This window comes from Dyella choica (genome assembly GCF_003977665.1).
GTDB lineage: Bacteria > Pseudomonadota > Gammaproteobacteria > Xanthomonadales > Rhodanobacteraceae > Dyella_B > Dyella_B choica.
Genome location: NZ_RYYV01000001.1, coordinates 268079 through 280578, shown reverse-complemented (window position 1 = coordinate 280578; position 12500 = coordinate 268079). Strand labels below are relative to the sequence as shown.

Below are 12500 nucleotides of genomic sequence, written 5' to 3'. Positions count from 1 at the left end.
GCCCCCCGGCCTGCGTCACCGGTTGGGATTGGCATCCCAGCCCATGCAAAGCCGCCCTTGGCAGCCGAGCTGCTGCTGCGTCTGGCTGGTGCCGTCCGGGTTGTCTTCAGTGGATACCCTGCGCTTGCGCAGTTCCATCACCAGTGGGGTGAGCTCGGCGACATGGGCCTGGATGCGGGCGCGGGCGTAGTAGTCCAGGTCATTGCGCTTGAGCAGGGTCTTGAGCTGCTCCATGGCGTCGAAAGGCCGCCCTGCCAGGTAGCTGGCCTGGGCGTAGGCCTCGCCGGCTCGTACTGTCTCGCCGGCCCGTTCGCTGGCGCGGGCATAGGCGGCGTAGAGGCTTGGCTCTTCGGTACCTTCCAGCATCGGGCGCAGCAGCTCGGCGGCCCGGACGGCCTGTTCGCGGCTGCCACCCTGGGTCAGCGCATTGGCATAGGCCAGGCCAATGGCCTTGTTGCGCGGGGACTCGATGTTGAGCGCGGCGTAGATGTTCAGAGCGGCGGCGCGTTCACCGGATTGCAAGCGAGCATCGGCCATCGCCAGGCGTACGATGAGGTTGTCCGGATGCTTGTCCAGCAGCGGCTGCAATTGGCCGATGGCTTTGCCGCCCTGGCCGCTACGGGTGAGCGCCAGGGCATAGCCATAATAATTTTCCGGCGTGTTGTAGCGGCCGTCCTCGCGGCCGAGCAGGCCGCTGTAATAGCTGCTCATGCGATAGGCGTCGCCGGACAGCACCCGCACGCGTTCGCGCATCAGCAGGTAAGTGTTGATGTCCTGGCCGGTGGCACGAGGCGCCAACAGGGCAGTGGCGTCTTTCACATAGGCGATCGGCGCCGTTTGTTGGGACCAGCGTTCCTTGTCGAGCAGGTTGCCGATCGGCTGCAGCTTCCGCGCTGCGATCAACGAGCCGGCGCGCGCTTTCGCATCGCTGATGCGCTGGGAGGTCACCGGATGGTCCAGCAACAGCGACGGCACGTTGACGCCGCCCGAATCGGCGCTCATTTCGTCTTCCATGCGCTGGAAGAAACCGGCCATCGCGTTCGGGTCGTAGCCGGACTTGGCCAGGGTTTCGATGCCGGTACGATCGGCTTCGGCTTCGTCCTTGCGGGTGAAGTTGATTTCCTTTTGCATCAGCACGCCCTGGCCGCCGAGCAAGGTGGCCGCGGCAGCCTGGCCGCCGGCCGCGCCGCCAGCGGCGATCGCGCCCAGCGCGACCAGCGCCATCAGTGGCGTATCTTTCTTCGCCGATTCATAGGCGCGTTGCAGATGGTTCTGCGTGATGTGGCCAATTTCGTGCGCCATCACCGCGGACAGCTCGTCCTCGCTGCGCGTGATGTCGATCAGGCCGGAATTGATGCCGATGTAGCCGCCAGGAGCCGAGAACGCGTTGATGACCGAGTCCTTGGCGATGAAGAACGCGAAGTGATCCTTTGGCTTGGCCGAGTTCGCGACCAGGCGGAAGCCTAGGTTATTGATGTAATCGTCCAGCAGCGGATCGTCCACCACCATGTCCAGCGCCCGCATCTGCTGCAGCATCATGGCGCCGTAGTCCTGGGCTTCCTGGGGCGAGATCAGCGCGTTGGCTGAGCTGCCGAGGTCGGGCAGGCGGATGTCGTCTGGCTTGTCCTGTGCGCCCGCGGCGAAGGCCACACTGGCGGCGGCAAGTGCGGTCAGCAGGCGTTTATGAAGATGTCGATGCGCTGGGATCATAGATGAACGACAATAACACTGAGACCGTTTGGCGGCATGGTGGTTCCGCGTCGAACGCTTGCTTTCGAGAGTCGCCACCGCCACTTAAGGCGCAAGTAATTCCGGAGTTTCGCGATGCCCAAGATCGAAGTCTATTCCTCCGAGCGATGCCCCTACTGTGTGGCCGCCAAGAACCTGCTCAAGGCCAAGGGGCTGGCGTGGGAGGAGGTGCGGGTGGATACCGATCCGGCCCAGCGCGACACCATGCTCGAGCGCAGCGGCGGCCGCCGCACCGTGCCGCAGATCTTCATCAACGACCGGCATGTGGGCGGCTACGACGACCTGGTCGCCGCCGACCGCAGCGGCACGCTCGCCCAGTTGCTGGGAGCGGCCGCATGAGTCAAGAAAAGGATCGTGTCGCCGAATTCACCGCGTTCCGCCAGCGCATGAACCAGCGCATCCTGGCCGAGGACAACCAGGTCGTGCGACGCTTTTTCGCGCTGGATACGCAGACTTACAAGTCCGGTGCGCTGGACGTGAGAACTAAGGAAATGCTCGGCCTGGTCGCGTCGATGGTGCTGCGTTGCGACGATTGCATCAGCTATCACATCGCGCAATGCAAGGAGGCGGGCGTCAGCCGCGATGAGTTCTTCGAAGTGTTCAGCGTTGGCCTGGTGGTAGGCGGTTCGATCGTGATCCCGCATTTGCGCCGGGCGGTGGATTTTCTCGATCAACTGGAAGCGGGTGAGGCAGCCGGGCAAGCGGAAGGCTGCGGCGAGCACGCGTAATGTGCACCCTCTCTCCCTCCGGGGAGAGGAGGGGAATGCGAAGAGCCCACCATTCGAATTGAAGCAACGCTGCATGCGAGCATTTGCAACGCCTCCCAGCCCTTCCAGGCTGTTCGCCGGCCGGCGCATCGGGGATAATTGAGCGGTTTTCAGCCAGGCGCCTGCCCCTGCGCGCCGGCCTCCCCGCTTCATTCCAAGGAGTTCCCCCCATGAGCAAGACCATTGCGGTGATCCCGGGCGATGGCATCGGCCCGGAGATCATGGCCGCCACGCTGCACGTGCTCGACGCGCTCGACTGCGGCCTCAGCTATGACACTGTCGAAGCCGGCATGATCGCGCTCGAAAAGCATGGCGACCTGCTGCCCAAGGCCACGCTTGAGACCATCGCCAAGCACAATGTAGCGCTGAAGGGCCCGCTGACCACGCCGGTCGGCGGCGGCTTCACCTCGATCAACGTCACGCTGCGCCGCCACTTCGATCTGTACGCCAATGTGCGTCCGGCCATCAGTTTCCCGGGCACCAAGGCGCGCTACGACAACATCGACATCATCACGGTGCGCGAGAACACCGAGGGCGCCTATCTTTCCGAAGGCCAGACCCTGTCGGAAGACGGCGAACTGGCCACCTCGATGATCCGCGTCACCCGCAAGGGCTGCGCGCGCATCGTGCGCTACGCGTTCGAGATGGCGGTGAAGAAAGGCCGCAAGAAGGTCACCGCGGTGCACAAGGCCAACATCATCAAGACCGCCTCGGGCCTGTTCCTCAACGTGGCGCGCGAAATCGCCAAGGACTATTCGCAGATCGAGTTCAACGAGATGATCGTGGACAACGCCTGCATGCAGTTGGTGATGCGTCCGGAGCAGTTCGACGTGATCGTCACCACCAATCTGTTCGGCGACATTCTTTCCGACCTGTGCGCCGGCCTGGTCGGCGGCCTGGGCCTTGCCCCGGGCGATAACATCGGCGAGCACGCGGCGATCTTCGAAGCGGTGCATGGTTCGGCGCCGGACATCGCGGGCAAGGGTATCGCCAACCCCTGCGCACTGCTGCTGGCTGCGGCCGACATGCTCGATCACCTCGGCATGGTGGAGAAAGGGACCAGGCTGCGAGCGGCGATCCGCGACACCATGGCGAACGATCGTGAGCACGTCACGCCGGACCTGGGTGGCAAGGGCTCGACGCAGAGCTTTGGCGAGGCGATTGCCAAACGCGTTAAGGGCTGAGGTTCAAACGCTCGGTTGCACCTGGCTCCCCGGATGTGATCCGGGGAGCGTAGGCTGGGATGCAAATCCCAGCTATTTGGCGGTTTTCTGATGCTGGGATTGGCATCTCAGCCTACGCTGTTTCGTGAAATGGCAGGGGCTTTCAGGCCACCTTGCGCTCCGGCACCTGGTAATTCGGCGCCTTCTTCGCCGGTATCGCGATCCGATTCCAACTGTTGATCATGATCACCAGCAGGTTCAGGTCCATCAGCTCTTTTTCGCTGAACTGGGCGCGCGCTTGTTCGTAGATATCATCCGGTACGCCGTGCGCCGGGTCGAGCCGGGTCACTGTTTCGCACCAGGCGAGCGCAGCACGCTCGCGTTCGCTGTAGACCGGCGCTTCACGCCATGCTTGCAGCAGGTACAGGCGCTGCTCGGTTTCACCGTCGGCGCGCGCTTCCTTGCTGTGCATGTCCATGCAATAGGTGCAGCCGTTGAGTTGAGAGGCGCGCATCATCACCAGATGCATCAGGTTCTTTTCCAGCCCTGAGTGTTCGACATGCTTCCACATGGCGAACAACGGTTTCATGGCTTCGGGGTAGGTATCGTAGGAAAAGCGTTGCATGGTCGAATCCTCGTTGGGGAGAGGCCCTTGACGGGCCATTCAATTCAAGGACGTGGCAGCCGGCCATTTCGTGACTGGCTCCCGTCGAGTGTACTCAGCCGAACATGCCGGGCTTGTAGTCGCCCGCCACGGTATGCGCCGCCAGGTTGATCCGGTTCCAGGTGTTGATGTTGGCCACCAGCAGGGTGAGCTCGACCAGCTCTTTTTCGTTGAAGTGACGGCTCGCTTCCTCGTAGAGGGCATCCGGCACCGGGTTGCCGGGAACCAGCCGGGTGAGCGCCTCGGCCCAGTCGAAAGCGGCGCGTTCGCGCTCGCTGTAGAACGGCGCCTCGCGCCAGCCGGCCAGCACGTATAGACGCTGCTCGGTTTCGCCGGCAGCGCGCGCGTCCTTGCTGTGCATGTCCAGGCAGTAGGCGCAGCCGTTGATCTGCGAGACGCGCATCAGTACCAATTCGATCAGTGCCGGCTCCAGCGTGCCGGACTTGATGTGCTTGCTGAGGGCGAACAGCGGCTGCACAGCCTGAAAGTGCTTTTGGATATTGAAACGGGACATGGGGGCTCCTTGAATGGAAGCGGCCTGAATCGGCCGTTCAATGCAAGGACGAGCCAGCCGGTGATTTCGTGACAGCGGCCAGCCGCGCCAATTTTTGTGGATTGCGCAGCGCATGCAGCGCGGTGATGCGCTCGCCGTCGCACTCGATCCAAACCACGGTGGTCAGCTGGCCGTCCACCCAGGTCAGCAGTGCGGGTTCACCATTCACCACGCGCAGATCGCGGCGGATGTCGTGCCCTTGCTCATGTTTGTGGATCTGCAGGTACAGGCGCGTGATCCGCTCGCTGCCGAGCAGTGGCCGCAGTGTGGCGGCGACCAGTCCGCCACCGTCGGCCACCTGTATCGCGTCCTCGGACAGCAGCGCGCGCAGGTTTTCTTCGGAAGGGCGCCGCAGGGCCAGGGCGAACCGCTCCAGCAGGCGCCGCTGGGTTTGCGTGTTGGCACTGAAGCGCACACGCTCCTCGCGCAGCCGCTGTTTGGCGCGATGCGAGCGCTGGCGGCAGGATTCTTCGGTGATGCCAAGGATGCTCGCGGCTTCGGCATGGCTGTAGTCGAAAACCTCACGCAGCAGGAACGCGGCGCGCTCTTCCGGGCTCAGCCGTTCGAGCATCAGCAGAAAAGAGTGGGTGAGCGTTTGGGCTTGTTCGGCTTGCGAGTCCGGCTGCGCTTCCGGCTCCACCAGCGGCTCGGGCAGCCAAGGTCCGGTGTAGTGTTCGCGCTCCACCTTGGCGTGGCGCAGGCGATCCAGTGCGAGACGGGTGGTGACGGTCACCAGCCAGGCTTCGGCGTCATCCAGACCAGCCTGGTCCTGCGCATGCCAGCGCAGCCAGGCGTCGTGCAGTACGTCTTCGGCGTCCGCCTGGGTGCCCAACATGCGGTAGGCGAGGCCAAGCAGGCGTGGGCGGTGTTGCTGGAACAGTTCGGTAGGCGCGTCCATGGTCAACTCCGGTAGGGCTTATAGCCAGGACGCGCCAGCAAGCAAAAACGTGACGGCCTTAGGACCCTCTGATCTATTCCTACGTACCCGTCACCGCATTGTATGCGCGTCTGGCGGCGTCCCAGTGGCGAAGGCAGACTGGCTGTCTGTCTAGGCACTGGGACGCCGCCAGACGCGCATACAGTGCGGCCCCCACATTTTAAATTTTAATGATGGGGTGACGTCCAGAAGGCCTGCAGGCCGTGCCCCGCGGCTTGAACAGACGCCCAGTCTGCCCTGTGCCGCGCGACACGCCCTGCGGGCCTTCTGGACGTCATGCCGGGTGCGTAGGAATAGATCAGAGGGTCCTTAGCGGACGAACGGCCAGGGCGCCAGGAACACCAACCAGATGAAGATCAGCATGCCCACGTATTTCACCGCACGGAACAGCTTCGGATACTTCTTCTTGAAGGCGCGGCTGCGCTCGCGTCCGCGTTGGTTGAGCGCGAATACGCGGTTGACGAAGCCGGTTCTTTCTTCCGGCGACTCGGTGTTCGGCGAGGCCGTGATCTTGCCCATGAATGCGCCGACACGGTGATTGATGGCGCTCATCAGGCGCGTGCGCAGCGGGCGCTCGACGTCGGCGAACAGGATCACGCGCGTCTGGTCGGTGTTGTTCTCCACCCAGTGCACGTAGGTTTCGTCGAACACCACGTCCTTGCCGTCGCCCCAGGCGTGTTCCTCGCCGTCGACGAAGATGCGGCAATGGCGCGAGTTTGGCGTAATCAGGCCGAGGTGGTAGCGCAGCGAGCCGGCAAAGGGATCGCGATGCGGATTGAGTTTGCTTTGCGGGGCAAGCGTGGCGAACATCGCCGCTTTCACGCTGGGAATGGCCTTGAGCAGCGCTACGGTTTTCGGGCACAGGGTTTCCGCCGAAGCCAGCGGCTCGCCGTACCACTTCAGGTAAAAGCGTTTCCAGCCTTGCTTGAAGAAGCTGTTGAAGCTGGCGTCGTTATGCCGTTCGGCGGCGCGGATATGGCCTTCGTCGAACAGCTGCAGCGCTTCGTCGCGTATCGTTTGCCAGTTGTCCTTCAGCAGGTCCAGCTGCGGAAAGCCGCCGCGATCGAGGATCGGCCGTGCCGGCACCGCCGAAAAGGCATACATCAGAAGGTTGTACGGCGCGAAGACGGCGGAGTGGTCCACCAGCTGGCGATCGAAGCGCAGCCGCGCCCGTCCGCGCAAATGCACCAGCAGCACGCACAGCACGAAGGCCAGCAGCAGGTAGAGAGCGATAAAGCGAGGGCTGAGGAAATCCATCGTGAAAGCGGCTGTCGCCTGACTTGAGTGGCCGGATGGCCGCCGGGCAATTTTACGGCAAATGAATGGCGCTCAGTGACGCAGGGCGAAGGCCGTGCCAGCGCCCGGCCGATAGCCGTTTTTCAGCGCGCGTTGGACGTAGGCAACCGCCCGGCGCACCGCCTGGCGGGGCGCCGCGCCCTTGGCCAGTTCGGCGGCGATGGCGGAAGCCAGCGTGCAGCCGGTGCCGTGCCCTTCGCGGGGAAGACGGGCGTGGTGGATTTCCATCAGGCCCCGTTCATCAAAATAACGGTCGATCAAGGTGTTGCCGCGTCCGTGGCCGCCTTTCAGCAGCACCGCACGTGCTCCGAGCGCGCGCAAGGCATGGCCGGCCTGCGCAAATTGTTTCGCTGTGCGCAGCGGATGACCTAGCAGCGCTTCGGCCTCGGGCAGGTTTGGCGTGAGCACATCAGCCAGTGGAATAAGGTTTTTGATCAACGCCTCGATCGCATCTTCATCCAGCAATCGCGAACCGCTGGTGGAGATCATTACCGGATCGATCACCACCCAGGCCGGCTTGCGCTTGCGCAGCTCCCTCGCCACCAGCCGCACGATGCCCGCATTGCCCAGCATGCCAGTTTTCACCGCGGCGACGGGGAAGTCATCGAACACGGCTTCAAGCTGGCTGCGGATATGCGTGAGCGGAACCGGGTGCACGGCGGTGACGCCACGCGTGTTTTGCGAGGTAATGGCAGCGATGGCGGAGAGGCCGTGCACGCCATGCGCATGGAAGGTTTTCAGGTCGGCCTGGATGCCGGCGCCACCGCCGGAATCGGAGCCGGCGATGGTGAGGGCGACAGGAGGTGGCAGGTTCCGTGGCACGTTGCTTTTACTCGTCATCCAGAAGCAAGCCACGTAGGCTGGGATGACAATCCCAGCTTTCCGACCGGTACCCCGAATGCTGGGATTGCCATCCCAGCCTACGCGGCCTGCGCCTAGGGCTACAACGCCTCGGAGGCAAAATCGGCCAAACGCGAGCGCTCGCCGCGTCGAAGCGTGATGTGCGCCGAATGCGCCCAATGCTTGAAGCGATCGACCGCGTACGTCAGGCCCGAAGTGGTTTCGGTGAGGTAGGGGGTGTCGATCTGCTCCACATTGCCCAGGCACACGATCTTGGTGCCGGGGCCCGCACGGGTGATCAGGGTCTTCATCTGCTTCGGCGTGAGGTTCTGCGCCTCGTCGATGATCAGATAGCGCGAAAGGAAGGTGCGCCCGCGCATGAAGTTCAGCGAGCGGATCTTGATGCGCGAGGCCAGCAGGTCATTGGTGGCCTGGCGTCCCCAGCTGCCGCCTTCTTCCGGGTTGGCGAGCACTTCGAGGTTGTCGGTCAGTGCGCCCATCCACGGCGTCATCTTCTCTTCCTCGGTGCCGGGCAGGAAACCGATGTCCTCGCCGACCGAGACCGTGGCGCGCGTCATAATGATTTCGCGGTAGCGCTGCTGGTCCATCACCTGCGCCAAACCCGCGGCAAGCGCCAGCAAGGTCTTGCCGGTGCCGGCGGTGCCGAGCAGGGTCACGAAATCCACATCCGGGTCCATCAGCACGTTGAGCGCGAAATTCTGCTCGCGGTTGCGTGCGGCGATTCCCCATACGCTGTGATTGGTGTGGCTGCGATCATCGAGCAGCACCAACGTGGCACGCACATCGTCGACGTGCAGCACGCGCAATTCCACGCTGTTGTCGCCGGGCAGGAACAGGCACTGGTTGGGATGCCAGTCCTCGTCCTTGCGGCGATCGACCTTGTAGAAGGTGCGGCCGCGCTCGTTCCACGACTGCACTTCCGGATGACGGTCCCAGAAGTCTTCCGCAAGTTCGGCCGAGCCGGTGTAGAGCAGGGCGAAATCGTCCAGCGCGCGGTCGTTTTCGTAGTCCTCCGCATCGATGCCATAGATCTTGGCCTTGATGCGCAGGTTGATGTCCTTGGTGACCAGAATCACCGAGCGGCCAGGGTTCTCCTCGCGCAGCTCGATCACCGCCGAAAGGATCAGGTTGTCGGCCTTGCCGTGGCCGTTGGTGGTGCGCTGCTGGAAATACAGCCGGCCGACCGCGCCGCCGCGCCTGAGCGAGACGCCTTCGGGATTTTCCAGTTCCAGGCCATTGCTGATGCCGTGGCCGTTGCCGCGCTCGATCAGTTCATTGAGGAAGCGGCTGACCTGGCGCCCGTTGCGCGAAACTTCCGAGGCGCCTTTCTTCTTTTCGTCCAGTTCCTCCAGCACGGTCATCGGGATGAAGACGTCGTGCTCCTCGAAACGGAACAGCGACGTAGGGTCATGCAACAGCACGTTGGTGTCGAGGGCGTAGATGCGCTTGCTTCCGGTCATGCGGAAGTAACCTCACGAGGTGGGAGGTGGATGGATCGCGTCACGTGATCGCGGGCGTCAGGGACGATCGTAAAAATCACCGTGCAGGAATGGCGTCGAGCACCGCCTGGGCATGGCCGGGTACTTTCACGCCCCGCCACTGGGCGGCGAGCTTGCCGTCGGGGTCGATCAGGAAGGTACTGCGTACCACGCCCATATGACGTTTTCCGTACAGCACTTTTTCGTGGATCACGTCGAAGGCCTGGCACCAGGCTTCGTCCGCATCGGACAGCAGCGGGAACGGCAGTTCCTGCTTGCTGGCGAAGTTGGCGTGGGATTTCACCGAGTCGCGCGAGACGCCGATGATTTCGGCATGGCGCTTTTGGAACTTGGGGTAGAGGTCGCGGAAGTCTTGGGCTTCGCTGGTGCAACCGGGGGTACTGTCCTTGGGGTAGAAGTAGAGCACTACCCATTGGCCTTTCAGTGAATCGAGTTTCAGCGTACTGCCGTCGCCGGTGACGCCGTGCAGCTTGGGGACTTTCTTGCCTAGTTCGGGCATGGGCTCTCCGCTAGCCTGCTTGGGTAATGCCATTGCTGGGGCGCAGACTAGCGCGGCAAACGTTACGGAAACAGCCTTGTCAGATGGCTAAAGGCGGAGCATCCTAGAATTTCATCGTGTCCGGCATCGAATTCGGATTCCGCACGTAGGCTGGGATGACAATCCCAGCATCCGCAAGCCGCATCCAGGCTGGGATAGTCATCCCGGCCTACGTGACGCGAACAGGCAGAAGGCGTCGCCGCCGCTAGAATTTCACCGGATCCATGATGGCATCCAGATTCAGGCCATCGCAGAATTCCAGGAAGTCGTCGCGCAAAGCGGCTATGTGCAGTTTATCCGGCACCCCGATCGTGAACTGCGCCTGGAACATCGCGGCGCCGGTCTGCATGGCCTGGTAGCGCATCGAGCTGAGCTGTTCCACGCTGATGTCGTGGCGGCTGAAAAAATCGACGATCTTGACCAGGATGCCGGGACGATCGGACGACACCACTTCCACCAGGTACGGCAACAGGTGGCCGCTCGGTTCGCGCAGGCTGGTGCGATAATGCGTAAGGCGCAGCTCTTCCTCGCGCGCCAGCTTGGTCAAGGCGGTTTCGAGCTTGGCTACCGCATCCCAGGCGCCGCTGGCGAGCAGGGTAAGGGAGGTATCCGCGCCGATGGTCGATACGCGCGCATCGGAAAGATTGCAGCCGGCATCGGCAATGCGCCGGGCCAGTGCGAGCAGCGGGGTACGCGTGGCCGGCGTCAGCGTCTGGATCAGCAATTGATGGTCGTTGCTGGATCGCGCAGAAAAAGGGTTGGTGGACATGGATGGAGGCGACCCCCGCGTCGTGCGGGATGACGACGAACGATACGCCAGCTTACTTGCCCGTCCCGCGAGCCCGCAAGTAAGATGTTATGTCTTAGTTTTTTTGTGCGGATCGCGCCATGAAGATTCACGGAAGCGTCTGCGCGCTGGTCACTCCATTCGGCTCGGATGGGGCGCTCGACCTGACGGCGTTCGGCCGTCTGCTCGACTTCCAGATCGCGGGCGGCACCCAGGCGGTGGTCGTCGCTGGTTCCACCGGCGAAGCCCACATGCTCGAACACGATGAATACGATCGCCTGCTGGCCTTTGCGGTGGAGCGTGTCGCCGGCCGTATTCCGGTCATTGCCGGCACCGGCGAGGCGGGCACTGCCAAAACCGTGGCTCTTACGCAGCGCGCACGCGTGCTTGGGGCGAATGCCGCCTTGGTGGTGGCGCCGTATTACGTGCGCCCGACGCAGGAAGGTCTGCGTCGCCACTTCCTCGAAGTGGCCGATCACGGTGGCCTGCCGGTGATTCTCTACAACGTGCCCAGCCGCACGGCCTGCGACCTGGCGCCGGAAACCACCGCGGTCTTGCGCGATCATCCGGCCATCATCGGCATCAAGGAAGCACGTGCCGATGCCGAGCGGATCCAGCGCAGCGCGGAACTTGTGCGACCGGATTTCGTCTATCTGTCCGGCGACGACGGCACCGGGGGGCAAGCCATGCTGGCCGGCGCCGGGGGCGTGATCTCGGTGGTAGCCAACCTGGCGCCCAAGGCTTTTCGTGCGTTGTGCGACGCGGCCACGGCAGGCGACCGGGCCGCTACTGCGCGCTGCAACGCCGTGCTGGAACCGCTGGTGCAGGCGCTCAACTGCGCGCCCAATCCGATCGCGGTGAAGGCTGGCTTGCCGGAGCTGGGGCTGGGCACGGCGATGCCTCGCCTGCCCTTGGTGGAACTGGAGCAGGGGCCGGCGCGCGAGCAGCTAAGCAAGGCCTTGGCGACTCTGGCATCCTTGGCGGATGCCGCTTAACCTGATCGGCTACTGATTATCCTTTCGGAACCCAACGGAATTCACTACATGAAGAAATCTTCCCTCGCCGTCGCCCTGCCGGCCTTGGTTTTGACTGGCTTGCTCCTTTCGGGCTGCGGCATCTTCCGTTCCGAAAAGGCCTGGCAGACGGCCAAGCAGCAAACTCCGCTGGAAATTCCGCCGGGCATGGACACCCCCAACGCCAGCGCCGCGCTGGTGATTCCGCCGCAGGGTGCCAATCACCCGACCGCCAATGGCGCCACCGCGCGCGTGGGCAACACTCCCAGCGCGATTACCGATGGCTTCATCCTGGCCGACAGCGTGGACAACACCTATCGCCGCGTGGGCGAAGCTCTTAGCAATGGCGAAATCGGCACGCTGCAGGGTCATGACGACGCCGCGCACAGCTATAGCCTGAACGTGCTGGCGTCCGACCAGCCGGCGGAAAAGGGTGGCTTCATCAGCCGCCTGTTCGGCCGTGGTAGCAGTGGCAATTCGAGCGGCCCGAATGTGGCGCCGCGGGCGGTCGTGGTCACTGTGAACAGCAGCGGCCAGGGCTCGAGCGAAGTGCGTGCGCAGGGTGATGCGGCAGCCGTGGCCAAGGTGGTCGACAGCCTGAAGTCGCGCCTGGGCGGAAAGGGCTGAGCGCTACGCTCGGCCTGAACCGGCCAAACAAAAAAAACGCCGCTTT

At 63.4% G+C, this 12500-nt stretch carries 14 protein-coding genes; 5 read left to right on the top strand and 9 right to left on the bottom strand.

Translation table 11 applies throughout. The features are described 5' to 3' along the window. Positions 1 to 15: 15 nt before the first annotated feature. The gene (locus tag EKH80_RS01410; protein ID WP_126682933.1) at positions 16 to 1710 is read right to left on the bottom strand and encodes a M48 family metalloprotease; all 1695 of its coding nucleotides are present in this window, start codon (positions 1708 to 1710) and stop codon (positions 16 to 18) included. A 114-nt stretch (positions 1711 to 1824) separates the two neighbouring features. On the opposite strand from EKH80_RS01410, the gene grxC reads away from it, so the two are divergent. The 3 genes from grxC to EKH80_RS01395 all read left to right on the top strand — a co-directional run bounded on the left by grxC (position 1825) and on the right by EKH80_RS01395 (position 3700). Then, positions 1825 to 2088 carry a glutaredoxin 3 gene (gene grxC / locus EKH80_RS01405; RefSeq protein WP_126682932.1) on the top strand — a complete coding sequence of 88 codons (264 nt, stop codon included), beginning with the start codon at positions 1825 to 1827 and terminating at the stop codon, positions 2086 to 2088. After that, complete coding sequence (locus EKH80_RS01400) at positions 2085 to 2477, top strand: carboxymuconolactone decarboxylase family protein (RefSeq protein ID WP_126682931.1); 393 nt, start codon at positions 2085 to 2087, stop codon at positions 2475 to 2477. The genes grxC and EKH80_RS01400 overlap by 4 nt, the downstream gene beginning before the upstream one ends. 209 nt (positions 2478 to 2686) lie before the next feature. After that, positions 2687 to 3700: an isocitrate dehydrogenase gene (locus tag EKH80_RS01395; protein ID WP_126682930.1), complete on the top strand. Its 1014-nt coding sequence runs from the start codon at positions 2687 to 2689 to the stop codon at positions 3698 to 3700. A gap of 142 nt (positions 3701 to 3842) precedes the next feature. Here EKH80_RS01395 and EKH80_RS01390 read toward each other — a convergent pair whose 3' ends face one another. From EKH80_RS01390 to EKH80_RS01355, 8 genes are all read right to left on the bottom strand, one after another. Continuing rightward, positions 3843 to 4304 (bottom strand): carboxymuconolactone decarboxylase family protein, encoded by a 462-nt coding sequence (locus EKH80_RS01390; RefSeq protein WP_126682929.1) that lies wholly within the window; start codon positions 4302 to 4304, stop codon positions 3843 to 3845. A 94-nt stretch (positions 4305 to 4398) separates the two neighbouring features. Next, positions 4399 to 4857, bottom strand: a complete 459-nt coding sequence (locus EKH80_RS01385) for a carboxymuconolactone decarboxylase family protein (RefSeq protein ID WP_126682928.1) — start codon at positions 4855 to 4857, stop codon at positions 4399 to 4401. A gap of 37 nt (positions 4858 to 4894) precedes the next feature. Further along, positions 4895 to 5794, bottom strand: coding sequence for an RNA polymerase sigma factor SigJ (sigJ, locus tag EKH80_RS01380; protein ID WP_126682927.1), 900 nt, complete (start codon positions 5792 to 5794; stop codon positions 4895 to 4897). A 348-nt stretch (positions 5795 to 6142) separates the two neighbouring features. Beyond that, on the bottom strand, positions 6143 to 7066 hold the full coding sequence (locus tag EKH80_RS01375) for an aspartyl/asparaginyl beta-hydroxylase domain-containing protein (RefSeq protein ID WP_329955464.1): 924 nt from the start codon (positions 7064 to 7066) through the stop codon (positions 6143 to 6145). 96 nt (positions 7067 to 7162) lie between these two features. Next, complete coding sequence (gene thiD / locus EKH80_RS01370; protein ID WP_126682925.1) at positions 7163 to 7969, bottom strand: bifunctional hydroxymethylpyrimidine kinase/phosphomethylpyrimidine kinase; 807 nt, start codon at positions 7967 to 7969, stop codon at positions 7163 to 7165. 101 nt (positions 7970 to 8070) lie between these two features. After that, positions 8071 to 9450 (bottom strand): PhoH family protein, encoded by a 1380-nt coding sequence (locus EKH80_RS01365; protein WP_126682924.1) that lies wholly within the window; start codon positions 9448 to 9450, stop codon positions 8071 to 8073. Between the two features lie 76 nt (positions 9451 to 9526). Beyond that, entirely contained in the window at positions 9527 to 9988 is a 462-nt protein-coding gene (locus EKH80_RS01360; protein ID WP_126682923.1) for a peroxiredoxin, read from the bottom strand. A gap of 244 nt (positions 9989 to 10232) precedes the next feature. After that, on the bottom strand, positions 10233 to 10796 hold the full coding sequence (locus EKH80_RS01355; RefSeq protein WP_196240315.1) for a glycine cleavage system transcriptional repressor: 564 nt from the start codon (positions 10794 to 10796) through the stop codon (positions 10233 to 10235). 119 nt (positions 10797 to 10915) lie between these two features. On the opposite strand from EKH80_RS01355, the gene dapA reads away from it, so the two are divergent. After that, a complete protein-coding gene (gene dapA / locus EKH80_RS01350) occupies positions 10916 to 11809 on the top strand; it encodes a 4-hydroxy-tetrahydrodipicolinate synthase (protein ID WP_126682922.1) in 894 nt (297 codons plus the stop codon). Positions 11810 to 11857: 48 nt separating this feature from the next. After that, complete coding sequence (locus EKH80_RS01345) at positions 11858 to 12454, top strand: hypothetical protein (RefSeq protein WP_126682921.1); 597 nt, start codon at positions 11858 to 11860, stop codon at positions 12452 to 12454. Positions 12455 to 12500: the final 46 nt, after the last annotated feature.

Excerpts from the sequence above, each read along its gene's own strand:
- EKH80_RS01355 (WP_196240315.1), bottom strand. The coding sequence starts at position 10,796 with ATGTCCACCAACCCTTTTTCTGCGCGATCCAGCAACGACCATCAATTG.
- EKH80_RS01360 (WP_126682923.1), bottom strand. The coding sequence starts at position 9,988 with ATGCCCGAACTAGGCAAGAAAGTCCCCAAGCTGCACGGCGTCACCGGC.
- sigJ (WP_126682927.1), bottom strand. The coding sequence starts at position 5,794 with ATGGACGCGCCTACCGAACTGTTCCAGCAACACCGCCCACGCCTGCTT.
- EKH80_RS01400 (WP_126682931.1), top strand. The coding sequence starts at position 2,085 with ATGAGTCAAGAAAAGGATCGTGTCGCCGAATTCACCGCGTTCCGCCAG.
- EKH80_RS01365 (WP_126682924.1), bottom strand. The coding sequence starts at position 9,450 with ATGACCGGAAGCAAGCGCATCTACGCCCTCGACACCAACGTGCTGTTG.
- EKH80_RS01345 (WP_126682921.1), top strand. The coding sequence starts at position 11,858 with ATGAAGAAATCTTCCCTCGCCGTCGCCCTGCCGGCCTTGGTTTTGACT.
- EKH80_RS01390 (WP_126682929.1), bottom strand. The coding sequence starts at position 4,304 with ATGCAACGCTTTTCCTACGATACCTACCCCGAAGCCATGAAACCGTTG.
- EKH80_RS01410 (WP_126682933.1), bottom strand. The coding sequence starts at position 1,710 with ATGATCCCAGCGCATCGACATCTTCATAAACGCCTGCTGACCGCACTT.
- EKH80_RS01385 (WP_126682928.1), bottom strand. The coding sequence starts at position 4,857 with ATGTCCCGTTTCAATATCCAAAAGCACTTTCAGGCTGTGCAGCCGCTG.
- thiD (WP_126682925.1), bottom strand. The coding sequence starts at position 7,969 with ATGACGAGTAAAAGCAACGTGCCACGGAACCTGCCACCTCCTGTCGCC.
- dapA (WP_126682922.1), top strand. The coding sequence starts at position 10,916 with ATGAAGATTCACGGAAGCGTCTGCGCGCTGGTCACTCCATTCGGCTCG.
- EKH80_RS01395 (WP_126682930.1), top strand. The coding sequence starts at position 2,687 with ATGAGCAAGACCATTGCGGTGATCCCGGGCGATGGCATCGGCCCGGAG.
- grxC (WP_126682932.1), top strand. The coding sequence starts at position 1,825 with ATGCCCAAGATCGAAGTCTATTCCTCCGAGCGATGCCCCTACTGTGTG.